Origin of the sequence: Limimaricola sp. AA108-03, from assembly GCF_050847355.1 — a bacterium.
In the GTDB taxonomy this organism is placed as follows: domain Bacteria; phylum Pseudomonadota; class Alphaproteobacteria; order Rhodobacterales; family Rhodobacteraceae; genus Limimaricola.
The window spans coordinates 22,657-45,024 of sequence record NZ_CP193760.1; the positions used below are offsets into that span (position 1 = coordinate 22,657).

Genomic DNA, 22,368 nt, shown 5'->3' on the forward strand with positions numbered 1-22,368 from the left:
GGGCCGCGACGGGCCGGTTCAGCCGGGCTGGTCGAGCTGCTCGGTCACGACGATCGCCATGTCGCGAATCCGGTCATGGGCCTCGGCTCCGAGCGGCGCGCGGGGCCGTGTCACGTCGTGCAGGCGGCGCAGCAGCTGCCCCACCTCCTCGATCTCCGCATCGGTGAAGTCGCGATCCGACCGGGAGAAGCCGCCAAGCGAGAAATTCCCGCCCTCATGGATCGAGTGGCTGTGGCCGAAGGTGAGGCCGTATTCGCGGGCCAGCGCGAAGAGCCCGGTGTCGTCGGTCGCCTCGAATTCGGGCCAGCGCCTGACGCCCTGTTCCTGCATCGACCAGCGGACGGTCGGATCGCGCATCAGCCAGCCCTGGCGCGCGTAGAGTTCGCGAAACTCCGGCGGGTAGCATTCGAACATGTAGGCGGCGGAGGTGAACCGGAGATGCAGACCGACCGCGAAGCCCGCCGTTGCGATCTGCTTGAGGCGGCTCAGGGTGCCGATGACGATCGTTGCGGTCTGCATGCACTTGTCTTTCGGTGTTTTCGGGGGATATCACAAGGGTTCCAGCGCCGAAAGGTTTGCCCTGCCGGGGTAAACGGCTGCATGATCGCATCATCGGCGAACCGCAATGGCTTCGATGGAAGCCGCGCAACCGACAGGCCAAGACATTGATATCGAAGGACGCATCCGAGGATTTCGCGCGACTCGCGCCGAGCGGCTTCTATGTCGCCCTCAGGGTGCGCTTCGCGTTTCCGGCCACCGAGCTCAATGCGCTGCCGCGCGAATGGGTCGATCTCTATTCCAGACGCCGGTTCCTTTTCGACGACCCGGCGTTGCGCTGGTCCTGCGACCATGTCGGCGCGGTGCGCTGGAGCGCGCTGGCCGATACGGACCCGCAGGAGATCATCCGGCAGTCCCGGGCCTTCGGCCTGCGTTACGGCGCCGTCGTCGCCTTCAGCGAGAGCGACGGGCGGCGCAGCTACGGGCTGTTCTACCGGCCGGACCGCGAATATGACGACGCGGAGCTGGCGGATCTGGCCGAGCGCGTGGCGGCGCTGCATGGCGGGCCGGGACGCGCCGGCGCGCTGACCCGGGCCGAACTGGCGGTACTGGAGGCGGTCCGCGACGGCACGAAGATCAAGGAGATCGCCCACGCCTTCGGGGTCAGCGAAGGCGCGATCAAGCAACGGCTGAGAAATGCCCGCGACAAGCTCGGCGCCGCGAACGGCACCCAGGCCGCGGTCATGGCCTCGCGTCTCGGCCTGATCTAGGCCGGGCGCGGATCGGGGCCCGGGTCCTATTCGACCGGCGCCGACAGGGTTTCGGGCTCGGCCGAGGGCGCGATCCGGTCGATCATCGCCTCGCCCAGCATCCAGGCCACGACGAGCGCGACCAGAGCCGCCGCGCCCCAGAGCAGATACATGCCCGGCTTGGCCGGGCCCTTGTTGATGTCCATCTCGACGATCCTTCTCGACGGCTGGTGCCGCCATAGTAGCGCGGATCGGCGCGGATTTCCCCCGTTTCGATGCGGTGGCCATAATCAGGCCCGCATATAGGCCCAGCCTTCGTTCTGGCGCGTCGCGATATGCAGCACGGCGGCGGGCACCACGCGCGCCGTCTCGGGCGCGGCGAGGCCCTGCGCGGCGAGCGAGTTGCCGCAAAGGAGCAGCGGCGGCTCGACCTCGCCGGTTTCGATCGCGGTGGCCACGGCGCCGGCATTGACGACGATCTCGACCTCGGCCGTGGGGTCGGCGCGCAGCAGGTTGCGGGCGTTGGAGCGGGCCCGGGCGAGGGCCGCCGCGGTCGGCGCGTGGATCAGCAGTCGCAGGGCCATGTCACAGGGCCTCCTGAATGTCGGTGACGAGCGGGGCGAAGCCCGGATCCTCGCGGCGGCCCTCGAGCGGCAGCGCGACGCGGCGGTCGAGGCCGATGCGGGCGGGCTGGCCCGAGAGCACGATGACGCGTTCGCTGAGCAGCGCCGCCTCGGCGATGTCATGCGTCACGAAGAGGATCGCCGCGCCCGAGGCCGACCAGATCCTGAGCAGCTCGTCCTGCAGCGCGCCGCGCGTCAGCGCGTCGACCGCCGAGAAGGGCTCGTCCATCAGCAGCACGTCGGGCCGCACCACCAGTGCCCGGGCGATGCCGCCGCGCTGGACCTGCCCGCCGGAGAGCTGGTGCGGGTAGCGATCGGCGAGATGCTCCATCCGGGTCAGGCGCAACACCTCGTCGACCCGTTCGCGCCGCTCGCCGGCGCTGAGCGACAGACCTTCGAGACCGTACTCGACGTTGCGCCTGAGCGTGCGCCAGGGCAGCAGGCGGCCGTCCTGGAACACGATGGCGCGGCGGCGCTGGCCCGGCCGCACCGGGCTGGTGAGATCGATGGTGCCGGCATCGGGCGGCAGCAGCCCGGCGATGGCGCGCAGCAGCGTCGACTTGCCGACGCCCGAGCCGCCGACCAACGCCACGAAGCCGCCCGCCTCGATGTCGAGGTCGAACTCCTGAAGCGTCGGGCGCTCGGCCCCGGGAAAGCGCAGGCTCAGCCCGCGCGCGGTCAGGACGGGCGCCATGCGAGAAGCCTCCCCTCGATCAGCGAGAACAGCGCGTCGGACAGGGTGTAGACCACCGAGATCGCCAGCATGTAGACGACCACCGCCTCGTAGGCGCCGACGCCGGCGGCGGCGTTCATCTCCTGGCCCATGCCGGGCACGCCCAGAAGCTCGGCCGCGATCAGCGTCATCCAGGCCTGGCCGACGCCGGTGCGCAGCCCCGACAGGATGCCGGGAGAGGCGGCGGGCAGGGTCACCGAGCGGTGCCGCTTGAAATAGGCGCCCTGCCCGAAGGCGCGGGCCAGCTCGTGGTAGCGCGGATCGACGTTGCGCACGGCCGCGTAGGTGGCGAAGTAATTCACCCAGAACACGCCGATCGAGATCACGAAGGCCGCGCCCGCATGGCTCACCTTGAACCAGGCGATGGCGAAGACCACCCAGGCCAGCGGCGGGATCGGCCGCAGGATCCGCGCCAGCCAGGCATGCGCCGCGTCGAGCCGCGGCAGCGTCGCGGTGGCGAGACCCACCGCGATGCCCAGCAGCGAGCCAAGGCCGAGCCCCCAGACGTAGTGCACGAGCGAGGAGCCGATGGCCGGCAGCAGTCGGCCCGAGACGATCTCGTCGCGGATCGCGGCCGGCACCAGGAACGGGTCGGGCATGGTGCCGGGCGTGGTCCAGCCGAAGCTCCCGGCGGCCTTCCACAGCGCGATGAAGGCCACGAGACCGGCGGCGCCGAACGCGGCCCGCCGGATCCCGCGCGGTGCGGCGGCGCTCATCGTACGGCTGCGCGCTCGAAGACGTCGAGGTCGAACAGCGCGTCGAGATCGACCGGCTGCGCCAGCGTGCCCAGCTCGATCTGGAAGTCGTGCATGGCGCGGGTGCCCTCGGTGATGCGGTTCGGATCGGCGACGAACTGCGCCGCGGACCGCGCGATCGCGGCCTCCACCACCGCCGGGTCGAGACGGCCGCCGCCGACATGCTTGGCGACCATCGGCGCGGCGGTGGCGGCGTCGCTGGCGAGCAGATCGGTCGCGGAAATATGGGCCGCGACCAGCGCCTCGACGGTTTCGGGCGACCGCTCCAGAAGCCCCTCGCGGACCGCGAGCACCGCGCCGGGCTGATCGGGGAACATCTCCGCCCCCGCGGCCACCACCTCGGCGCCCTCGATCCGGGCCAGCGTGGTCGAGACGACCGGTTCGAGGATCGCGGCGCCATCGACCGCGCCGGTCAGCAGCGCCTGCTGCACCTGCGCCGTGCCCTGATGGATGATCTCGATCAGCTCGGGATCGATGCCGGCCTCCTCGCGCATCCAGTATTGCAGCACGGTTTCCGGCACCGAGCCGGTGGGGAAGGTCGAGATCACCGGTTTGCGGCCCTCTCGCGCGGCGAAGGCCGCGAAGGCGGTGGCGGCGTCGGCGCCCTCGAAATCCGCCGCCAGCGGCGGCAGCGCGACGAGCGAGATCTGCTCGACGATGTTGGAGGCCACGACCTTGATGTCGGCGCCGCGCCCGCGCGCCACCATGGCCGGGCCGATGCCGAGATAGGCGACGTCGAGCTGACCGGCCAGCAGCGCCTGCACCATGGCCGGACCGTTCTGGAACTCGACCAGATCGGCGTCGATCCCGGCCTCGTCGAGCGCGCCGTTCTCCAGCGCCACGAAGAGCTGCGACACCGGCAGGATCGGCATGTAGCCGATCTCGATCTCGGTATCCTGTGCCAGTACCGGCGCGGCGGCCAGTCCGGCGGCGAACAGGGTGGTGAATGCGGTCTTCATCTCGGAGCCTCGCGCTGGGTTTGTCGTCACTTAACGCGGTCATGGCGCGGGCGGGAGGTGAGGCGGCGCGAAAGGGAAACCCGTCTTTTCGGGCCTGTCCGGCTGGTCCGGGCGTTCCGCGCGATGCCCGCCCATAGGAACGGCGATCCCCCGAGCCGGCGCGCGAATGGGCAAGGCACCGCTCGTTCGGGGCCCACTGGGAGATTTGCACGCCGGTTGGGCCGGAATCGCGCTAGGCTGGAGCGCATGAAACGGTGGGTTCTCATCGCCTTGCTGGTCCTCGCGGGGCCGGCGCTCGCGCAGGAGCGGCGCGAGACCGGGCTGGAGCTGGTGCTGCTGGCCGATGCCTCGGGGTCGATCGACGCCGAGGAGCTGGCGTTCCAGCGGCAGGGCTATGCCATGGCGCTCACCGATCCGCGGGTCGTCGCGGCGATCGAGGACAGCACCTACGGCACCATTGCCGTCACCTATGTGGAATGGGCGACGAACACGGCGGTGATGGCGGACTGGACGATCATCGACGGGCCGGAGGCGGCGCGCGGTTTCGCCGACGCGCTGCTCGGGCCGCCGCGGCGCGCCGTGGGGCGCAACGCGATCGGCGGCGCGCTGCTCGAAGGCAAGCGGCTGATCGAGAGCAATGACATCGACGCGCCGCGCGCGGTGATCGACTTTTCGGGCGACAGCATCGGCAATTCCTCGGGGCCCTCGATCGCGGCTGCGCGCGACGAGGTGCTGGCGGCGGGGATCACGATCAACGCGCTGCCGATCCTGCGACCCGAGGACGGGCGCCGGGCCGGAGCCGATCTCGAGGCGGAATATGCCCGCCGGATCATCGGCGGGCCCGGCGCCTTCATGGTCACCGCCGAAAGCCGCGCGACCTTCGCCGAAACGCTGCGCCGCAAGCTGGTGCTGGAGATCGCGGGGCCGGAGGCGGCGCGGCGGCACGCGGCGCGATAGGCCCGCGCCATGCGGCGGGGTCAGGCGGCCTGGTGCTGCGCCCGCCAGCCGCGCCGCAGCCACCATGTCAGGCCGCAGGTGGCGGCCAAGGCGAGGATCAGCCCGACCGAATTGGCGATCAGCGCCGCGATCTCTGCGATCCTCTCGGCGAAGGCGTAGCCGAGCCAGCTATAGGCCAGGCACCATGTCACCGCGCCCGCCGCCGCCGCCGCGCTGAAGCGCGACCGGTCGAGCCCGAGCGCGCCGGAGAGGTAGCCGACATAGGGGCCGAGCGGGCTCAGCACGGTGCGGCTGAGAAACACCGCCAGCAGGCCGCGCCGGTCCAGCAGGTCCTGCGCGCCGCTCAGCACGGCGGCGGGGCCGGGTCGGCGCCCGAGCCGCGCGATCAGCGGCGCGCCACCCGCGCGGGCGAGGTGATAGGCGATCTGGTCGCCCGCCACGAAGCCCGCCAGCGCCGCCGCCAGCAGCTGCCAGTAGACCAGATCGCCGGCCGCCGCGAAGCCGCCGGCGGCCATCACCAGCATCGACGACGGGATCGGCAGCGCCAGGCAGGACAGCGCCACCGAGACCATGACCAGCCAGTTGCCATAGACCGGCACCAAGGCGAGCAGGGTATCGGTCATTGCTGGGCACCCTCCATCTCGGCGCGGGCAGCCTCGATCCGATGCCGGAACCGCTCCAGCTCGGGCCCGTCTCCGAGCACGTCCAAGAGGGTCGTCGGGCCTTCATGGGGCCGCGGGTCGACGGGCAGGAGGCTATAGACGAAAGACGGCGGCAGGCCCCAGCTGCGGGCGACATAGCGCGGCGTCATCCACGGCTCGATCGGCCGTTCGGCATGGGTCGGGGCGAAAAGCCGGGTGGTGGCGGTGCCGACCTGCCACCCGAAGCCGAGCCCCGCCACGACCGCGAGGGCCAGCAGCAGGGCCGCGACCGGATGCCGGCGCGACAGGAAGCGAAACAGGCGGCGTGCTCCGGTCATGATCCTCGACCCCTTCACGGGTGCTGCGGCCCCCTACCAGCTCAGCGGCGGCCGCGATCGGCCGGGCCGATCGCGCCGTCACCATCGCGGTCCAGCCGCGAGACGAGGCGGTCGATCCGGCTCTCCATCTCCGCCTCGGAGATCTGGCCGTCGCCATCGGCGTCGAGCGCCTGGAACGCATCGACCATCCGCTCGCGCGTGAAGGCGTTGTAGAGCGTTTCGAACTCGGCGATCTCCAGCGCGCCGTCGCCGGAGGCGTCCGCGCTTTCGACCTGCGCGGTGCGGAAGGCGTCGATCTCGGCCCGGGTCAGCGCCCCATCCTCGTTCGTGTCGGCCTGTTCGATGATCTGCTGCAGCATCACCGGGCCGCCGCGACGGCCATGATGGCGATGCCCGCCCTTGCCGCCGAAGCCGGCGCGGATGCGCTCGATGACGCCGGGCCGTTCCGGGGCTTGGGTCGTGGCGCTTTCGGGGGTTTCCGCGACGGGCTGGCTCTGGGCCGTGGCGATGGCGGCGCCGGCGCCGAGCAGCGCGGTCACGAGAAAGGCGGCGGGAAGCAGGGTCTTGGGTGTCATGGCGATCGGTCCTCGGGTCTGGTCCGGGCTGCGATGCCCGGGCCTTCGTCGAGAACCGTCCTGCCAGCCATGGCGGATCGGCGCCACGCGGGCTTTGTCGCCATGTATCGCAAGGCGGGCGGGGGATACATTTCGCGACAATATCCCCCGGTCGCCGGTGTCTCGCGCTCAGCCGTCCTGCAGGAAGAACCGGATCATGCCCTTCGAGGCGTCGGGTCCTGCCGGGTCGGTATAGCTGCCCTCAGGGCGGCCGCCGGACCATGCGTGGCCCGCGCCAGACACGATCCAGCTTTCGGCGCGGACCCGGCCTTGCGCGTCCCTATGAAGCCTGCGGCGATAGGGCCGGGCCGCCTCGTCCTCGGCTGGGGCTGCGTCCTCGCCTTGCGAGCCCAGGATCCTTTCGGCGTTGGAGATATCGACCGTGCGGTCGGAATCGCCGTGGATGACGATCAGCCGCGGGCCGGTGGCGGCGGCGGCGCGACCGGCGCCCTGGCCCCGCATCGCGGAAAACGCCGAGACCATGTCCTGCGCGGCACCCGCCGGCAGGCCCGAATGCACCCCGATCGCGCCGAAGATGTCGGGATGCGTCTCGCCCAGGATCGCCGCCATCGCGCCGCCCGCCGACAGCCCCGCCACGAAGCAGCGCTCGCGCCCGACACCGAACTCGGCGCAGAGCGCCGAGGCCAGGCCGGCCAGGATCGCCGGCTCGCCCCGCGCGGCCTGCTGGTGCCCGGCCTCGAACCAGTTCCAGCACGACATCATGTTGTGGTCGCGGGTCTGTTCGGGCCAGGCCACCGCGAGATCGGCGGCCTCGGCAGCGGCGTTCATCCCGGTGCCGCGCGCGAAATCCTCGGGCGTCTGGGTGCAGCCATGCAGCATCACCAAGAGGCCCTGCACCCGCGCGGCGCCGCAGGAGGGAACGTAGAGCCGGTAGTTGCGCGCGCCCTCGGGGCCGGAATGGCTGCGCGACAGGAATTGCGCCCCCTCGGGCATCTCGGGCACGGTGGCGTCGCCCGGCACGACGCCGCGCCCGGCAGGCCGCATCTGCCCCGGCAGCCCGGCGAGGGCGCCCGCCAGCGCGTTGGGCAATGCCCCGGACAGCGGATTGGTCGTGGGGCCGCAATCGACGCAGCCGGCCATCTGCGCCTTCAGGCGCTCGAACAGGGAGGGGGACTCGGCGGTGTCAGCGGCGTCGCTGCCTTGGCCGGACTCCTCGTCGAGGATCTCGGCATCCTCGACCTGTGGATCGCGGCGCCATTTCGAGGCGCGGGGCAGGGCGGGGGGCGGGGTCGTCGCCGCGGGCTCTTGGCGGTCGGGCCGCGCGCCGCCACCAAGCGCGGCCTGGATCTCGCGGGTGGCGCCCATCGGGTCCTGCGCCCGCACGGCGGCCAGCGCCCGCCGCATCGCGGCGGTCATGTCGATACTCATCTCGCTCGTCCTTTCGCAGCCCCTCGGGGCGTCACTTGATCCGGTCCGCCAAGGCGGATTTGAGGGCCGGGCTCGCCTGGAGCGCGCCCAGAACGGTCAGCGAGGCGATGGTCTGCCGCGCCAGCTCGGGGTCGATGTCGGGGGCGAAGCGGGCAAGGCCGACGACGCGGACATGCAGCACCTCGCCCCTGTCGCGCAGCTCCTCGAGATCGGCGCGGAGGAAGTCGTAGAGCCCCACTTCGAGCCGGTGCCGCGCCACCGACCGGTCGATCTCCCCCGCCTGCGCCGCAAGCTGGGTGCGGATCGCGGTGCGGATGAAGTCGGTCCGGTTGCTGAAGAAGCCCTCCTGCACCAGCAGATCGATCCGACCCAGATCGACCGGGCCGAGATTGATGGTGATCTTTTCGGTCTCCGCCGTTTTCTCGCGCTTGGCCATCAGCCATCCCTATACCATCCATATGGATGGTGATATGGCGAGTCCGATGCGCATTGCAATCCCCTTGAAGCGTCCGGGTGGTCACGACCATGCGAACGGGTGGGGCGACGGATGGATGCGGTGAGAGGGCATGAGGATGCCGTTTGGATGAACGTTGCCCATGAAGAGGGCGGCTTGCGGCGCCTTCGTCGTTCGATCCGGCAGTTCCTGCATGGACGTCGCGCCCTGTGAACGGACTTGGCCCACCCGAAGCATCGAGTTGGTCCAAGTGCCGCAAGGAGGTCGGTTCTGGATCAAGCCACCTGCATTCCGGGCATGTCACGGTTGCGACCGCGTTGAAGCAGGATCTCCACCGGACCGGACCGGTCTATTTCAGGAGGGCTGCTATGGCTTGGATCGGCGTATATCGCGCGCAGGAGGTTTCCCGATTTCGGCGATCCAGCTTTGATGGCGGCATTTCTGACAGGCGAAGGCGGCGTTCGGAGTTGCGGGAAGTAAGCAAACTGGAAAGGCGCGTTCCGACGCTGACGGCCTAGCGATGGCCGACCCATCCCCGGTCGTCGGTAAAGGCGCGAGCAGGCGATATGGAGACCGTCTCATAGCCCTCAGGCACTGCCGGCAACGGTGCGAGGGGTGCCGCCGACGCGGCGAGCACGAGGTTGGCCCGTCCACGTGAGCTCACCGGACCCTGAACGGCTTCGACATGGGGATAAAGGTCTTTCAGGATCGCGTGCAGTCCCCGCACGAGCGGGCCGTCGGGCGCATCGATGAGGTTCACGTAGACGGGGCCTTCGACGATTCCTCGCAGACGCTCATAGGTCTCGACCGTCGCGAGATGAGCGGGCACCGACTCAGAGGAGAATGCGTCCATGACGGCGGCGTCAAAGCGTCGGTCCGCCTCGTTGATGTAGACACGGCCATCCTCGTGCACGATGCCGAGCCTGCCTTCAACCGCCGCGCCGCCAGAGCCCGCGCGGGTCGCGTCGAAGCCCGTCCGCGCGATCATCCTGCCGGCCGCCGGAAGATGCGCCTTGACGACGGAGGTGACGAGCGGGTCGATTTCCACCGCGACGGCCCGGGCCGCCGGTCGCGCGGCCAGCAACTTGGTGGGCAGCGTATAGCCGCCGCCGCCGATGAAGAGCACCGCAGGTTCCGAACCGAGATCGCGGTCCATGCGGGCCCAGAGCCATTGCGCGTAGGACAGCACCAGTTCCGGCGAGCCTTGGGTGCCTACGCTTCTTTCCGCCGCCTGCGACGTGCGGTCGGCCTGAAGATAGACCGTGTCGCCGCGGCGCAGGATGTCGATGCAGGACAGGCCGGATTCGTACTGGCAGACGGGGCCGCTCATCAGGCCCGCGGCCATGAGGAGGGCGGCGAGCGCCATGGAGACCGGCGTGACCGGCTCGGGCGGGGCCGGGGTCGTCGCGACGGCGCCGTCCTTGGCGCCGGATGCCCCGCCGCGCACGAAGGGAACGCAGAGCAGGGCCACGGCGCCGCAAGCGGCGAAGGTGGCCGCCGAACCGAAATGCGGCAGGGTGACGAAGCCGGCCAGCAGGGCGCCCGCGATGGCACCGATCGAGCCTGCCGCCAGCACGAGGCCCAGAGACGAGCCTTCCCGCCCGGGCCGGGCCTCGACGGCCATCTTCGCGAGGAAGGGGGATGGAAAGCTGACGAGCACCGAGGCGGGAAAGAACGCGACCCAGACGGTGAACAGCATGCCTCCGGTCCCGCGCGCCCCCATGGCATAGAGCGCGGCGAGCACGGTCGGCGAAAGCGCCATCAGCACGGCCGTGGCGAGCAGCGCCCTTCGGACGTGCCGAATGGCGACCCGGCGCGGGCGCTCCGCGGCGAACCCCCCGATGGCGTTGCCGACCGAGAACCCGGCGAGCACCGTGGCGATGACGGTCGTCCATGTCACCAGGGAGGTTCCGAAGAACGGGGCAAGGACACGACCGGCGGCGATTTCGTAAGTGAGCCCGACGACGGACAGGACGAGGATCAGGCCGATCATGGTCCAAAAGCGCATATCGGTCTCTCCAAGGTCAGTTAGACGCTGCCCGCTCGTCCGAAAGAGCTTAGTGGCCCGCTGCCTGAAGGGAAGGCGGTCGGAGCGCGCGATACTCGTACCGCGACCCTATGAGGTCGCAGGGCAGGGCGCTCGCAGCCACTTCTCCAGCTTCTCGACCCCCGGACGGGCCCAGCTCTTCGTGTTGCATACCGAATCGTCGTCCCGCGCTCTCGATCCGGCCCGGCCGAGCCGCGTCGATGCGGCCATGGCCCATGTCGGTCATCGGCCCATCAAGGAAATGCCGCTGCACCGGGCCTTCGACGACACCCGCAGCGGCGCGGGCGCGATCGTTCATCTGCATTCCTGTCGCTCCGTGGCGCTATCGATGGTGCCCGGATCCGGAAAATGGTTTCTCAGAAGAAAGGTGGTAGGCGGCCAATCGCTGCGCCCGGGCGGAATGTCGGCTATGAGGCGGGCCGAACATGCAATTCACGACGGTTCGGATACGGCCAGGTCGAGCAACCTCGCCGCGTCTCGTATGGCGCCGATCAGGTGGTCGCGGCTTTTGTCGGTGGGCTGATCCGCCGAGAACAAGAGGCTGATGCCCCGGTTCGCGTCCGGCATGACCAGCGGCCTGACGACGACTTCCTTCCGGTGGATCGCCTGGCGCCGGGCGAACAAATCGGGGAGCACCGCGACACCGGCGCCGGTCGCAGCCATCAGCATGATGGAGTCGAGGCTCGTGCCTTCGTAATCGTCCGACACGATGCCCCCGCTGAGGCCTGCGAGGCCGTAGACGATCCGGGCCAGCCGGTGTCCCGTATCCAGCGTCAGGAGGCGCTGGCCTGTCAGATCGGCGCCACCGACACGATCGAGCGCGGCGATGGGATGATCCGGGGTCACGGCCACCCAGAGGGTTTCGGTGAACAGCGGATGCTGCCGGGTGTTCGGGTGGTCCTCGGGCGTCGAGATGATGGCATCGAAGCGCCCGTTGCGGATGCCTTCGTCGAGGCTCAGGGTGTTCTCCTCGCGCACGATGACGCGCAGTTCGGGCTGGTCGCGATGCAGCGAGTGCATCACCTGCGGCAGCAGGTAAGGCCCGATCGACGGCAGGACGCCGAGCCGCAACCGCCCACCGAAGGGCAGCGTGGAGGTCATGACGCTGCGCAGGTTCTCGACCTCCGCCAGGATGCGTCGCGCCCGGTGGACGCATTCGAGCCCCTTTGCCGTCGCCTGCGTTCCGCCGCGCCCTCGCTTGAACAGCCGCACGCCGAGATCGGTCTCTACCGCTGCGATCTGGCTGGAGAGGCTCGGCTGGCTGACATGCAGCGTATCCGCGGCCAAGCTGAAGCTGCCGAGCTGATGTACCGCGACGATGTATTCCAGCTGGCGAAGTGTCGGTCGCATACATAGCTCCAAGCTATGGATGGTGCTGATAGAATGTATATAAGCTATGGGGGTTTCTGCGGCAATGGGGGCGAAACCGAAAGGAGTTCGCCGTGTCTGCCGTTCTCGACACCCTCACGGGCAACCTCATGGTGCCCACCATCCTGTTCTTCGTGCTCGGCCTGATGGCCGCCTTCGTGCGCAGCGACCTGTCCATTCCCGAAGGGGCGGCGAAGTTCATGTCGCTCTACCTGCTCCTGGCGATCGGCTTCAAAGGCGGCCATAGCTTGGCGGAGCATGGTCTGCGCAGCGAGTTGCTGGTCGCCATCCTGGCCGGTCTGCTCCTGTCCTTCCTGATCCCCTTCCTGGCCTTTATGCTGCTTCGGGTGATGGCCCGGTTGGACGCGATGAACGCCGCCGCGGTGGCCGGACATTACGGATCGATCTCGATCGTCACCTTCGTCGCCGCCACCAGCCTGCTCGAACTGTCCGGCGTCGCGTTCGACGGCTACATGGTGGCGGTCGCCGCCAGCATGGAGGTGCCGGCGATCATCTCGGCGCTGTGGATCGCGCACCGGTATTCCGGCGAGCGGGAAGCAACCGGCAGCGTTCCGGCCCGCGAACTTCTCGCCAATGGTTCGGTGCTGCTGCTCACCGGCGCCTTCGTGATCGGCGCCGTCACGCAGGACAAGGGCATGCAGATGATCGCCCCCTTCGTCGTCACGCCCTTCGTCGGCATCCTCTGCCTGTTCCTGCTCGACATGGGGATCTCCGCCGGCCGGAGTCTCTCGGCCAACCGGCACATGCTGAACCCGGGGCTGTTCTCCTTCGGTCTGGTCATGCCGATCACCGGCGCGCTGCTGGGCTGGGCCGCCGGATCGATGATCGGGTTGCAGACCGGAAGCCTGTTCCTGCTGATGGTCCTGGCTGCTTCCGCCTCCTACATCGCGGTTCCTGCCGCGATGCGCATCGCGCTGCCCAAGGCCGAGTCCGGCATCTACCTCACGCTTTCCTTGGGCGTGACGTTTCCCTTCAACATCACGGTCGGTCTGCCGCTGTATCTGTGGTGGGCGGGTTTCGGCGCGTGATACCCGCGAACGGGCCGATCAGTGCCGAAGCCGACCTTCGTCGCGGGGCGTCTTGACGGCAATCACCGGTGCACGAGGTCAGCCACCTTCAGTGGCGAGCTAATTCGGCAGCGCTGAACCCGTGGCCAATCGAACCCGAAGGCCTATCGGTGTCATCTCCCTGCCGGCGTGTGGGGAGGTGCGCCTCGGGCGGCGCACCTGCTTGTAATGGAGGGTAGGCGAGTGCCAGTCGCCCGGGCCTTACCCGATCCGGCCGCCACCCTGCTTCTGGATCACGACCACGGCGGGCCGGGGTGGCATGCCATCCGTGAAGTCGGGCCAGCGGGTCGAGGGGCTGTCGAAGGTCGAGCCGTCGCCCGGATGCTGGACCGCGAGGAACAGGGACTGGTCGTCGTTGACGAACCACGGGCCGCACATCTCCGCTCCTACCGGCACGCGGAAGAAGTGCTTCGACGTGCCCCGCATTTCGCCCTCGGTTTCCATCGCCCAGAGGCCGTCGGCGCGCCCGGTGTCCTCGGCCGAGTTGCCGTCGGTCGCGATCCAGAGCCGGCCCGCCGCGTCGACCGCGCAGTTGTCGGGCATGCCGAACCAGCCATGTTCGCTCGTCGCCGGCGAGAAGGTCGCGCCCACCTCCTCGACCGAGGGGTCGCCGCATTTGACGAGGATCTCCCACGGCATGGTGTCCGCCGCGAAATCGCCCTCCGGCGCGGTGATCTCGATGATGTGGCCGAAGGCGTTCTCGGCGCGCGGGTTGGCCGCGTTCTCGTCGCCCGGCTTGCGGCGCGTGTTGTTGGTCAGCATCACGTAGATCTTGCCGGTCTGCTCGTTCGGCTCGACGTCCTCGGGACGGTCCATCGGCGTCGCCTCGAGGAAGTCCGCGGCCCGCCGGGTCTGGATCAGCACGTCGCCTTGGTCGGCGAAGCCGTTCTCGGCGGTCAGCGGTCCCTCGCCATGGATCAGCGGCAGCCAGGTCACGGTGCCGTCCGCGTCGAAGCGCGCGACCGAGAGCGTGCCGCGATCGAGGATGTCGGGGTCCGGGTTCTCGGGGTCATGCGCGGCCTCGGTCACGAAGCGATAGACGTAGTCGAACCGCTCGTCGTCACCCATGAACAGCGCGACCCGGCCATCGCCATTGACCGCCGGCATGGCGCCCTCGTGCTTCATGCGCCCCAGCGCCGTGCGCTTGACCGGGGTCGAGTTCGGGTCGGCCGGGTTCACCTCGACGATCCAGCCGTGGCGGTTGGGCTCGTTCGGCTCCTTGTCGATATTGAAGCGGTCGTCGAACTTGCCCCAGGCATACCATTTGCCCGGCACGCCGTAGCGGGCGTTGAGGATCGTTGCCGGATCGTCCGAGGTTTCGGTCGCGGGCGGCTCCTGGGCGTCGCTCCAGAAGTAGCCGTTGAAGTTCTCCTCGGCCATCAGCCAGGTGCCCCAGGGCGTGATGCCGCCGGCGCAGTTGTTAAAGGTACCCAGCACCTCGGTCCCGGCCGGGTCGGCCCCGGTCTGCATCTTCGCGTGACCGGCGGCGGGGCCGGAGATCTTCATCGGCGTTTCGGCGGTGATCCGGCGGTTGTAGCTCGAATCGCGTACCACCGACCACTTGCCGTCTTCGCCGCGCCGGATTTCGATGACGCTGCCGCCATGCGCGGCCTTCTCGATATTGACCAGCTCCTCGGTCATCTGCGCGAACTCGGCGTCGTCCTGGATGCCAAGGCCCGGGAACATCAGCTCCTCGTTGGTGTATTCGTGGTGGTTCACGAGCAGCAGCCGGTCCGGATCGTCGGGGGCATCGGGATGCGGCACCGTCCCGATGAAGTCCGAGTTGTAGCCGAACTGCTGGTTCTGCGCCTCGGCGGTCTGGTTGTCGACGTCGAATTCGGGCGCGCCGGGCAGGACCGGATCGCCCCAACGGATCAGCACGTCGGCGTCGTAGCCCTCGGCCACGACCATGTCCTCGCTGACGCCGGCTTCGATCTCGGTGAAATCGAAGCTGCCCTCGCCGGTCTGCGCGTAGGCGCGGCTGGCGGCCAGCGCCATCGGGCTAACCGTGGCGGCGATGGCGGTGAACCCCAACGCGCCCTTCATCAGGTCCCGCCGCCCCATGCGGGCGGCGATCACGTCGCCGATCGTCGGGGCGCCGGACGTGTTGACGCCCTTGTCATCGGCCGCGTCGAAGCGCTGTGAACGATTCAGTGGATCGAAAATGGTGAATTTCATGTTCTTTCCTCCCTCGCCTGGCCGCGTCGCCAGGCGAGGCCGATCTTGGCACCGAAGCCTCGAGTTGTAACCCGAGGAATGCGCCCGCAGGCCCGTCTCCCAATAAATCCGGACCGGTATGAGCCCCGCCGCCGCGGGAAAGCACTGGCAACTGTATCCGTCGGACTGGTTCCTGATTCCGGAACCTGCAAACGCAGCTACCAAAAAACGTGGATCCATTCCGACACCATTCACCGGCCATCCTGAAATACGGTCGTATTAATACGAGAGTACTATTAACGCAGGTACTTGGAAGTGAGAGCAGGGGCGGACAATATTGTTTTGTCCATGGATTTCGGCGACAGCGGAAGTCGAAGCGCGAAGGTGCTTAAGGTTCGTTAATAAAGCAGGATACGGATAGCAGAATTTGGAGATTGACGGCTTCAGCTTTGTCGACCTATGCTTGAAAAACGCCATCGCGGGGGTCGCATGCAGATTGCAAACCTCGAACTCTCCGACATAGATGTCGCTTCTTTAAAGTTGCACAAGGTCGTGCGACGGCACATCGGCGGTCAGGATCATTCGCGTTGGGTCCTGTCTGGGCCGACCGAATCCAATGAAAACGGCCGACTGTACTACAAGATATGGAACGCGAGCTATGTTCGTCGAGACAACATAATGGGCGCTTTGGAAAGCGGCTTTTATGATGACCGGACGGTCCCCGCATTGCGCGCATTGATATTCGGGCGTGGCGTTTGCCGTGGTTATGTCATGAAGGAATGTCGCCCTCTCAAAAGCTTCGATCCTTCGTTCTTTCGGGTGGTCCTCGACAGAACGTCAGACACCAAATATTTCGCCGTCCAGTTCGGCCATGCGCACAGCATGCTCTGTGGGAGCGCGATGAGCATGATCGATCTCGAAGGCGTCTACCCTATCGAGGAATTGGGCCTGGTCAGGCGTCACTACAGTGCCTTTGCCAACGCCAGATACGCCGAATTCGTTACGGCACTGTATCGGGACTTGGCCGGTTCCGGGGAAACAACGCCATCCGATCCGCCGCTGGAACGACACATGTCATGGAGGCGGCATCCGTTCCAAAAGGCCTTGGTCGTGGCATCAAAGCACGCCGGACGCGTCTCGGCTCGATGTGCCCCGAGATTGACGCAGTTGGAGGTGTAAGAGCACCGATCGGCATTCTCAAAAAAGTGTGGGTTTCCTAGTCCTCGGATGGGAGCGGGTTTGTTCAAGTTGCTAGGCAAGATACCAGAGCTGCTCGATCAGCGAGAACGTCGCCGATTGTGGATGGCTCTGGCGATTGGTCTTGCAATTGGCGTCGGTGACATGATCGGGGTCATGTCTGTCATCCCTTTCCTGGTGGTGGCTGCAGATCCGAGTTCGATTGAAGAGAAGCCCAGCTTCGCGAAGGTCTACGATTTTTTCGGGTTCTCGGACGATGCTCAGTTCCTGATCGCGCTAGCGCTATGCTCCTTGATAACCATTTCCGTGGTTACATCTCTTCGAATTTTCGGTCTTTTCTACATGAGGAGGTTTGCGAGGGGTCAAAGCGTGAGCTTTGCGTCCCGGCTGTTTGCGCAGTACATGCAGAAGTCCCTGGACCGAACTCATACCCGACATTCCGCCAGTCTCATCTCCAACATACAGTCTGAGGTCGAAAGAGTGGTGAACGGGGTGATGATGAACGCCGTGCGCCTTTTTGCCAATGGCAGCACCGCGATCTTCCTCGTCCTTTTGCTGATCGTGGTCGAGCCGGCGGCGGCGATCACCATGGGTCTACTGCTGGGATGCGGATATGGAGCGGTATTTTCCATAGTAAGCGCCCGCATCCGTCATCTTGGTGCCGAGCGGGTTCACGCAAACGCCCAGGCGGCGAAAACCCTTGGCGAAGCATTGGCAGGTTCTCGGGAAATCTGGCTGTACGGCATGCAGGGATTTTATCGGGCGAAATTCGAGGAGGCCTACCGGCGCAAGAACGAGGCACAGACGATGGCGGAGCTATTGCGGGATGTTCCCAAATCCGTCCTTGAGTTATTGACGTTCGGCACGATGATCCTGCTGGTGATCTGGTCACTGAGTGAAGGAGCACATTCGAGTGGCGCTCTCCCGCTAGTTGTCCTTTACGCCTTCGCGGCGGCCCGGCTTATACCGGCATTGCAGCGCGTCTACGCTGCCGCCACGGCATTGCGCACGGATCTGCCGTCCCTCGATGCGCTATGGGCTGACCTTACCAAAGCAGAGTTCGAGGGATCGCGGGCAGCCGATGTGGGTACCGCGCCAAGGCTGGAAAGAGCCCTCGAGTTGAAAGGGATTTCTTATTGGTACCCTGGCTCTAGACAGCCCGCGATCCGAAACCTGAGCCTGACCGTCCCAGCAGGGTCCTTCGTGGGAATCGTCGGTGCCACGGGCGCGGGCAAAAGCACCATACTCGACCTGATGGCTGGTCTGCTGACTCCGGCATCGGGGAGTATTTCCGTGGATGGCACGTCCATTGACGACCGAAACAGGAGCCAATGGCGAAAACGCGTAGCTTACGTTCCGCAGGAAATCTCACTGGTCCAAGGATCTATCAGGGAGAATATTGAGTTCGGATTTCAAGATGACCACCATTCGAAGCATCGCATTTGGCGGGCGGGGGCATTTGCGGGACTCGAACCACTCATCGCGGATCTGCAGGACGGATACGACACCAAGTTGCATGAGCGGGGGATCAATCTTTCCGTTGGTCAGCGCCAGCGCATCGGCATCGCTCGCGCCGTGTATCGCGAGCCGGATCTCTTGGTCATGGACGAATCCACCAGCGCGCTCGATGCGCTGAGCGAGGCCGAGCTGAATGCGGCGGTTGCGTCTTTACGCGGAAAAATGACGGTTGTCATTGCCGCCCACAGGTTGAGTTCGGTTCGAAAATGTGACACGATTTTCGTAATTGCCGACGGTCGTGAAATTGAATCGGGTTGCTATAGCGATCTGATGGCGAGTGGTTCGCTTTTCCGATCTCTCGTTAATGCCGATATGTGATTTTGTTGCGATTGCAGGAAAAGTGTTTTGGACCATGACGTCTTTGCATGTGGCGCAGGTGATCGGGAATCTGAAATGCGGCGGCACGCAGGAGCTTTTGGTCCAGCTCGCCGGTCAGCAGCGCCAAGCCGGGTTGAAGCTACGGGTAATTGTTCTTTCTCCCCCCGCGGGCACCGGGTATTGCGACCGCTTGCGCGCGGCAGGCGTATCCGTCGCCCATCTGTCTCCTGGGCGGGGCAGGGTGGGGCTGCTGATCTGGCGGCTGGCTCGGGAACTGCGGGCCGCCAAGGTCGATCTCGTCCACGCCCATTTGAGACGCGCGAACACACTGGCCCCAATCGCGGGCGCCATCGCCGGCGTCCCAGTGATAGGCGGGTTGCACTTGCCAAGTCCCGGACGCCGCGGCGTCGACGGGCTGCGCGACCTGGCCGAGAGCATGGCGCTCCGGGCCGGCAGCCGGGGCGCGACGGCCTGCTCCGACAGCGTTGCCCGCGACAATCGTGATCGTCTGGGATCTCTGCCGACCGCCACGCTTGCCAATCCGGCCCCACCTGCCCCCCCTCTAGCCATGATCGAGGCGGGCCGCGCCGCCGGTCGAGATGCCTCCGAGCCGGTGGCCTTCCTCGTGGTCGGCCGCTTGGCTCCTGAGAAACGTGTTGAGACCGCCTTGTTGGCCGCTAGGCACCTATTGGATCGCGGCATCACGTTTCGCCTTTCGATCGCGGGCGCGGGTAGCGAAGCCTCTCGCCTAAGGGCGTTCAGCCGCGATCTCGGGCTGGAGTCCGTGGTCCGCTTTCTGGGTTCGCGCAGCGATATTTCCCGGCTCATGATCACGCATGACGTTTATCTGAGTGCGTCGCGCGAAGAAGGCCTGTCCATCGCCCTGCTCGAGGCGATGGCTCATGCGATGCCGGTCATCGTAACCCCTGCTGGTTCCGCCGAGGCTCTGGTCGATCGGCATGTCGGCTACTGCGTCGCGATGGAGGACGCGGCGGCCTTGGCGGCGGCCATGTACGAACTGGCTGGGGATCCGCGCAAGCGTCGCGATCTGGGACGAGCCGCCCGCCTCAAGGTGGAGCAGCATCACCGTCTCGACGATTGGAGCCGAGATCTTGTCAGACTTTACGAACGGGCGCTGGCGGGTCGCTTGCCCTCGTCCATACCGGGGGGGCTGCGCCCTGACAGAGTGACTTCGTGACAGGTGTGTTTTTTCGAGGGGGACGGTTTGATGGTCAACAGCAACAGGATCGAGAGGCAGGTAAAGAAGGCCCTGCGCGGATCACCACTTTACGCCCCGGTCAAGCTGCTCAGAGAGCAGATGCGCATCGCACATTTCTCGCTGGCGCAGGTGACCGATAAGGTGGTGCGACCGGCCCCGCACGAGGTCTTCCTCAGCCTGACTGCGAACTGCAACCTGCGCTGCGGAGCCTGCAGCTACGGCCGGGACTTCATGCCAAGCCATCAGCTTCCGTGGGAGGTTGGCGCCAAGCTTATCGACGACTGCAAGGAACTCGGCATCGGGACCATCCGGCTCTATGGCGGCGAGCCGCTTCTGCATCGCGACCTCGACAAGTATGTCGAGCGGATCGCTCATCACGGGCTGAACATGTATGTCACGACAAATGGCCTGCTGCTCGACAAGAAGATAGATCGGCTTGTCGAGGCTGGTCTCAAGCGGGTCTCGATTGGCTTTTACGGGCTGGAGGAGGATTACGACGCCTACGTCCAGAGGCCCGGAGCCTTCGAGGCCCTGAGCAGGTCGCTGGCCGCGACACGGTCAAGGCATGGGGCCGACACATTGCCGATGGGCCTGGATTGGCTGCTGATGCGCAGCACAGGACGACCCGACAGCGTCAGGCGGACATTGCAGTTCGCGCGTGACCACCAGATGCAGGTTTACATAAATCTTATCCATTACTCCCTCCCCTATTTCGTGAGACCCGAGCATGAAAGCGAACAGCGCTTCTGGTTCGAAGAGGAGGATCGCCCGATCCTGGAGGAGGTCGCCTCGATCCTGCTTGAAGAAAAGCAGCGCGACCCCGGTCTCATCCGCAATACGGAACGCGGTATCCGCTCGATTCCCGACTGGTTGATCCGCAAATCCGCGATGCGGCTGCCATGCACCAGCCATGACATGCTCTGGATCGGACCAGACGGGACGGTTCAGATGTGCTTCGTCACTTTCAAGCTCGGCTCTCTGCACGAGCACAGGCTTTCTGAGCTGTTGTTCAACGAGCGGCACCGGAGCTTCGCGCGGCATGCCTTCAACCTGAAATGCCCGAACTGCAATTGCGGCTATGACAAGCGGGTGAACTTGCATCGTCCATCGCGCGCTGCCTATGCGGCCGGGATGAACGGCTGAACCGCGCGTGGCGCCCCGCTGTCGACTGTGCATTCAAGTTTGAGAGCGGCATTGGCGATGTGACCGCCCCCGCCGGCATCGTTGGGTTCAAGCTGGAAGAGCGTTGTCGCGCCATCGGGCAGGACCGACCGGAGCCCGGCGAGGGAAGCGTCTCGAAGCGCTTCGCCGAGCAGGGCCGAGGCGGTCCGATGCGGTCCAGACCTGCGACACCGCGCCTGCGCTGAGTTCGGCGCTGCTTGCCCAGACAAGAGGCGTGCCGATCCGCACCGCGCTGACCCTGCTGGACGCGATGACGGAGCTTGGTCTCCTGCGGGAGATCACCGGCTGCCGAACGGCGCGGATCCGGGCGGTGCCAAGCCCGGGTGCGCGTCTCGCTGCATGTCCGTTCAGGCAGGCTCGGCTGCAGAGGCGCACCGTCATGCCGTCGGCCAAGGTGCGCGAAACGGCGCGGAGCCACCGCAGGGATTAGCGAGAGGTTTCGGTGTGGGCGATGGGGTGCGCCTTCACTGATATTGAGGCGGCTCTCAGCAAGGCGAGCGCGCTGCCGATCGCCGCGCGGGGCCGGAGATGAACATGCCGAGCGCCCTGATGAACCAAGCTGACCGTGGCGAGTTATGCGCTCAGATTCATCATGGAGGTTCCGATGATCAAGGCCTTTGCAAGCGCTGCCGCCCTCACCGCCCTTATGGCCGGGGGGGCCCTGGCGCAGGATGACGAAACGATGATCGTGGTCACCGAAGACGCGATGATGCAGATGTCGATGGTGGACGGACAGACCACCGTGACCTTCCCGCTCATCACCGCGCTGCAGGACGGCTACATCGTCGTGCATGCCGTCGCTGCTGATGGCACGGCCGGTGAAGTGCTGGGGCATGCCTCGGTGACTGCCGGCGAAAATGCCGACGTGGCGGTGACGATTCCGGAGGCGCTGCCTGCCGGAACTCAATTGATGGCCATGTTGCATGTCGAGAATAACGACAACGGCACCTTCGATTTCGGGCCGGAGATGACCGATGTGGATGCCCCGGTGATGCGAGACGGGGCGCCGGTGATGGTGATGTTCGCCGTGCCCGAGGGCGTGGCTGACGGTGTCGTGGTCATCGAGCCCATGCCTTCGCCCGATGTGGCCGATCCCGAGTCCCGTTCGGCCTCTGAGGACGATGAGGAGCGGGACGCGGTCGAGGAAGACGAACCCGCGATCGATCCGAATGATACGGAAACCGAAGGCTTCATCGAGGAAGGCGAGGATCCCGACGGGGAAGGCAACGACGAGGACGGCGAGCCTGTCGAAGAAGGCGCTGGCGACGAAGAGACCCAAGATACGGATCTGGAACAAGACACGGGTCTGGATACTGAAGGTCAGGAAGACGACGCTGCCGATACCGATACCGATACCGATACCGATACGGATGCCGATGCTGGCGCCGATGCCGATGCCGATGCCGACGCTGACGGCGAGGTGAATGCCCAGTAATCCGGATTTCTTCCGGGCTGTTCTGGGGGGCTTGCCAGGTGTCAATTGGCTGGCCCCCGTTCTTCGAGGGAACGGCACGTGGCGGGAATGTCCCGCCCCCGCTGAAGCTCCTCGCCCACCGAGATGGTC

At 66.6% G+C, this 22,368-nt stretch carries 24 protein-coding genes; 10 read left to right on the top strand and 14 right to left on the bottom strand.

The annotated features are described in order from the left end of the window. Positions 1-18: 18 nt before the first annotated feature. Entirely contained in the window at positions 19-519 is a 501-nt protein-coding gene (locus ACRAQ3_RS19605; RefSeq protein ID WP_269397560.1) for an autoinducer binding domain-containing protein, read from the bottom strand. A 146-nt stretch (positions 520-665) separates the two neighbouring features. Between ACRAQ3_RS19605 and ACRAQ3_RS19610 the strand changes: the two genes are divergently transcribed. After that, entirely contained in the window at positions 666-1,268 is a 603-nt protein-coding gene (locus tag ACRAQ3_RS19610) for an autoinducer binding domain-containing protein (RefSeq protein WP_432257050.1), read from the top strand. A gap of 26 nt (positions 1,269-1,294) precedes the next feature. On the opposite strand, the gene ACRAQ3_RS19615 is transcribed toward ACRAQ3_RS19610, so the two are convergent. The 5 genes from ACRAQ3_RS19615 to ACRAQ3_RS19635 form a co-directional block, all read right to left on the bottom strand. Then, positions 1,295-1,453 (bottom strand): hypothetical protein, encoded by a 159-nt coding sequence (locus tag ACRAQ3_RS19615; RefSeq protein ID WP_269397558.1) that lies wholly within the window; start codon positions 1,451-1,453, stop codon positions 1,295-1,297. Positions 1,454-1,537: 84 nt separating this feature from the next. Continuing rightward, the gene (locus tag ACRAQ3_RS19620) at positions 1,538-1,831 is read right to left on the bottom strand and encodes a hypothetical protein (RefSeq protein ID WP_432257051.1); all 294 of its coding nucleotides are present in this window, start codon (positions 1,829-1,831) and stop codon (positions 1,538-1,540) included. 1 nt (position 1,832) lies between these two features. Further along, positions 1,833-2,564: an ABC transporter ATP-binding protein gene (locus tag ACRAQ3_RS19625; RefSeq protein ID WP_269397556.1), complete on the bottom strand. Its 732-nt coding sequence runs from the start codon at positions 2,562-2,564 to the stop codon at positions 1,833-1,835. After that, positions 2,549-3,319, bottom strand: coding sequence for an ABC transporter permease (locus tag ACRAQ3_RS19630; RefSeq protein ID WP_269397555.1), 771 nt, complete (start codon positions 3,317-3,319; stop codon positions 2,549-2,551). Before ACRAQ3_RS19630 ends, ACRAQ3_RS19625 begins: the two co-directional genes overlap by 16 nt. Next, the gene (locus ACRAQ3_RS19635; protein ID WP_432257052.1) at positions 3,316-4,317 is read right to left on the bottom strand and encodes an ABC transporter substrate-binding protein; all 1,002 of its coding nucleotides are present in this window, start codon (positions 4,315-4,317) and stop codon (positions 3,316-3,318) included. Before ACRAQ3_RS19635 ends, ACRAQ3_RS19630 begins: the two co-directional genes overlap by 4 nt. Positions 4,318-4,563: 246 nt before the next feature. Here ACRAQ3_RS19635 and ACRAQ3_RS19640 point away from each other — a divergent pair, with 246 nt between their 5' ends. Beyond that, positions 4,564-5,274 (top strand): DUF1194 domain-containing protein, encoded by a 711-nt coding sequence (locus ACRAQ3_RS19640; protein WP_432257053.1) that lies wholly within the window; start codon positions 4,564-4,566, stop codon positions 5,272-5,274. A gap of 20 nt (positions 5,275-5,294) precedes the next feature. Here the strand turns inward: ACRAQ3_RS19640 and ACRAQ3_RS19645 are convergent, their stop codons facing one another. From ACRAQ3_RS19645 to ACRAQ3_RS19665, 5 genes are all read right to left on the bottom strand, one after another. Further along, on the bottom strand, positions 5,295-5,897 hold the full coding sequence (locus ACRAQ3_RS19645; RefSeq protein ID WP_432257054.1) for a DedA family protein: 603 nt from the start codon (positions 5,895-5,897) through the stop codon (positions 5,295-5,297). Next, positions 5,894-6,253, bottom strand: a complete 360-nt coding sequence (locus ACRAQ3_RS19650) for a hypothetical protein (protein ID WP_432257055.1) — start codon at positions 6,251-6,253, stop codon at positions 5,894-5,896. Before ACRAQ3_RS19650 ends, ACRAQ3_RS19645 begins: the two co-directional genes overlap by 4 nt. A 41-nt stretch (positions 6,254-6,294) precedes the next feature. Beyond that, positions 6,295-6,828 carry an EF-hand domain-containing protein gene (locus tag ACRAQ3_RS19655; RefSeq protein WP_432257056.1) on the bottom strand — a complete coding sequence of 178 codons (534 nt, stop codon included), beginning with the start codon at positions 6,826-6,828 and terminating at the stop codon, positions 6,295-6,297. Between the two features lie 168 nt (positions 6,829-6,996). Next, positions 6,997-8,256 carry an extracellular catalytic domain type 1 short-chain-length polyhydroxyalkanoate depolymerase gene (locus ACRAQ3_RS19660; RefSeq protein WP_432257057.1) on the bottom strand — a complete coding sequence of 420 codons (1,260 nt, stop codon included), beginning with the start codon at positions 8,254-8,256 and terminating at the stop codon, positions 6,997-6,999. Between the two features lie 31 nt (positions 8,257-8,287). Continuing rightward, complete coding sequence (locus ACRAQ3_RS19665) at positions 8,288-8,692, bottom strand: CopG family transcriptional regulator (protein WP_269397548.1); 405 nt, start codon at positions 8,690-8,692, stop codon at positions 8,288-8,290. 111 nt (positions 8,693-8,803) lie between these two features. Here ACRAQ3_RS19665 and ACRAQ3_RS19670 point away from each other — a divergent pair, with 111 nt between their 5' ends. Then, positions 8,804-8,923, top strand: a complete 120-nt coding sequence (locus ACRAQ3_RS19670) for a hypothetical protein (protein ID WP_432257058.1) — start codon at positions 8,804-8,806, stop codon at positions 8,921-8,923. A gap of 301 nt (positions 8,924-9,224) precedes the next feature. On the opposite strand, the gene ACRAQ3_RS19675 is transcribed toward ACRAQ3_RS19670, so the two are convergent. Then, a complete protein-coding gene (locus ACRAQ3_RS19675) occupies positions 9,225-10,703 on the bottom strand; it encodes a fused MFS/spermidine synthase (protein ID WP_432257059.1) in 1,479 nt (492 codons plus the stop codon). On the opposite strand from ACRAQ3_RS19675, the gene ACRAQ3_RS19680 reads away from it, so the two are divergent. Further along, complete coding sequence (locus ACRAQ3_RS19680; protein WP_432257060.1) at positions 10,702-11,280, top strand: class II aldolase/adducin family protein; 579 nt, start codon at positions 10,702-10,704, stop codon at positions 11,278-11,280. The genes ACRAQ3_RS19675 and ACRAQ3_RS19680 overlap by 2 nt on opposite strands. Here the strand turns inward: ACRAQ3_RS19680 and ACRAQ3_RS19685 are convergent. Next, positions 11,190-12,107, bottom strand: a complete 918-nt coding sequence (locus tag ACRAQ3_RS19685) for a LysR substrate-binding domain-containing protein (RefSeq protein WP_432257061.1) — start codon at positions 12,105-12,107, stop codon at positions 11,190-11,192. The genes ACRAQ3_RS19680 and ACRAQ3_RS19685 overlap by 91 nt on opposite strands. A gap of 92 nt (positions 12,108-12,199) precedes the next feature. Here ACRAQ3_RS19685 and ACRAQ3_RS19690 point away from each other — a divergent pair, with 92 nt between their 5' ends. Next, positions 12,200-13,174, top strand: a complete 975-nt coding sequence (locus ACRAQ3_RS19690) for a sodium-dependent bicarbonate transport family permease (RefSeq protein ID WP_432257062.1) — start codon at positions 12,200-12,202, stop codon at positions 13,172-13,174. A gap of 240 nt (positions 13,175-13,414) precedes the next feature. On the opposite strand, the gene ACRAQ3_RS19695 is transcribed toward ACRAQ3_RS19690, so the two are convergent. Then, positions 13,415-15,391, bottom strand: coding sequence for a PhoX family protein (locus ACRAQ3_RS19695; protein ID WP_432257063.1), 1,977 nt, complete (start codon positions 15,389-15,391; stop codon positions 13,415-13,417). A 468-nt stretch (positions 15,392-15,859) separates the two neighbouring features. Between ACRAQ3_RS19695 and ACRAQ3_RS19700 the strand changes: the two genes are divergently transcribed. From ACRAQ3_RS19700 to ACRAQ3_RS19720, 5 genes are all read left to right on the top strand, one after another. Next, a complete protein-coding gene (locus tag ACRAQ3_RS19700; RefSeq protein WP_432257064.1) occupies positions 15,860-16,549 on the top strand; it encodes a hypothetical protein in 690 nt (229 codons plus the stop codon). Between the two features lie 60 nt (positions 16,550-16,609). Then, complete coding sequence (locus ACRAQ3_RS19705; protein ID WP_432257065.1) at positions 16,610-18,403, top strand: ABC transporter ATP-binding protein; 1,794 nt, start codon at positions 16,610-16,612, stop codon at positions 18,401-18,403. Further along, complete coding sequence (locus ACRAQ3_RS19710) at positions 18,363-19,601, top strand: glycosyltransferase (RefSeq protein ID WP_432257066.1); 1,239 nt, start codon at positions 18,363-18,365, stop codon at positions 19,599-19,601. The genes ACRAQ3_RS19705 and ACRAQ3_RS19710 overlap by 41 nt, the downstream gene beginning before the upstream one ends. 30 nt (positions 19,602-19,631) lie before the next feature. Next, positions 19,632-20,765, top strand: a complete 1,134-nt coding sequence (locus ACRAQ3_RS19715; RefSeq protein WP_432257067.1) for a radical SAM/SPASM domain-containing protein — start codon at positions 19,632-19,634, stop codon at positions 20,763-20,765. A 643-nt stretch (positions 20,766-21,408) separates the two neighbouring features. Then, positions 21,409-22,239, top strand: coding sequence for a DUF7282 domain-containing protein (locus ACRAQ3_RS19720; RefSeq protein ID WP_432257068.1), 831 nt, complete (start codon positions 21,409-21,411; stop codon positions 22,237-22,239). Positions 22,240-22,368: the final 129 nt, after the last annotated feature.

Bases quoted from the DNA above. Each gene is read 5' to 3' on its own strand.
- ACRAQ3_RS19605 (WP_269397560.1), bottom strand. From the start codon at position 519: ATGCAGACCGCAACGATCGTCATCGGCACCCTGAGCCGCCTCAAGCAG.
- ACRAQ3_RS19615 (WP_269397558.1), bottom strand. From the start codon at position 1,453: ATGGACATCAACAAGGGCCCGGCCAAGCCGGGCATGTATCTGCTCTGG.
- ACRAQ3_RS19620 (WP_432257051.1), bottom strand. From the start codon at position 1,831: ATGGCCCTGCGACTGCTGATCCACGCGCCGACCGCGGCGGCCCTCGCC.
- ACRAQ3_RS19625 (WP_269397556.1), bottom strand. From the start codon at position 2,564: ATGGCGCCCGTCCTGACCGCGCGCGGGCTGAGCCTGCGCTTTCCCGGG.
- ACRAQ3_RS19630 (WP_269397555.1), bottom strand. From the start codon at position 3,319: ATGAGCGCCGCCGCACCGCGCGGGATCCGGCGGGCCGCGTTCGGCGCC.
- ACRAQ3_RS19635 (WP_432257052.1), bottom strand. From the start codon at position 4,317: ATGAAGACCGCATTCACCACCCTGTTCGCCGCCGGACTGGCCGCCGCG.
- ACRAQ3_RS19640 (WP_432257053.1), top strand. From the start codon at position 4,564: ATGAAACGGTGGGTTCTCATCGCCTTGCTGGTCCTCGCGGGGCCGGCG.
- ACRAQ3_RS19645 (WP_432257054.1), bottom strand. From the start codon at position 5,897: ATGACCGATACCCTGCTCGCCTTGGTGCCGGTCTATGGCAACTGGCTG.
- ACRAQ3_RS19650 (WP_432257055.1), bottom strand. From the start codon at position 6,253: ATGACCGGAGCACGCCGCCTGTTTCGCTTCCTGTCGCGCCGGCATCCG.
- ACRAQ3_RS19655 (WP_432257056.1), bottom strand. From the start codon at position 6,828: ATGACACCCAAGACCCTGCTTCCCGCCGCCTTTCTCGTGACCGCGCTG.
- ACRAQ3_RS19660 (WP_432257057.1), bottom strand. From the start codon at position 8,256: ATGAGTATCGACATGACCGCCGCGATGCGGCGGGCGCTGGCCGCCGTG.
- ACRAQ3_RS19665 (WP_269397548.1), bottom strand. From the start codon at position 8,692: ATGGCCAAGCGCGAGAAAACGGCGGAGACCGAAAAGATCACCATCAAT.
- ACRAQ3_RS19670 (WP_432257058.1), top strand. From the start codon at position 8,804: ATGGATGCGGTGAGAGGGCATGAGGATGCCGTTTGGATGAACGTTGCC.
- ACRAQ3_RS19680 (WP_432257060.1), top strand. From the start codon at position 10,702: ATGGTCCAAAAGCGCATATCGGTCTCTCCAAGGTCAGTTAGACGCTGC.
- ACRAQ3_RS19675 (WP_432257059.1), bottom strand. From the start codon at position 10,703: ATGATCGGCCTGATCCTCGTCCTGTCCGTCGTCGGGCTCACTTACGAA.
- ACRAQ3_RS19685 (WP_432257061.1), bottom strand. From the start codon at position 12,107: ATGCGACCGACACTTCGCCAGCTGGAATACATCGTCGCGGTACATCAG.
- ACRAQ3_RS19695 (WP_432257063.1), bottom strand. From the start codon at position 15,391: ATGAAATTCACCATTTTCGATCCACTGAATCGTTCACAGCGCTTCGAC.
- ACRAQ3_RS19700 (WP_432257064.1), top strand. From the start codon at position 15,860: ATGCAGATTGCAAACCTCGAACTCTCCGACATAGATGTCGCTTCTTTA.
- ACRAQ3_RS19715 (WP_432257067.1), top strand. From the start codon at position 19,632: ATGGTCAACAGCAACAGGATCGAGAGGCAGGTAAAGAAGGCCCTGCGC.
- ACRAQ3_RS19720 (WP_432257068.1), top strand. From the start codon at position 21,409: ATGATCAAGGCCTTTGCAAGCGCTGCCGCCCTCACCGCCCTTATGGCC.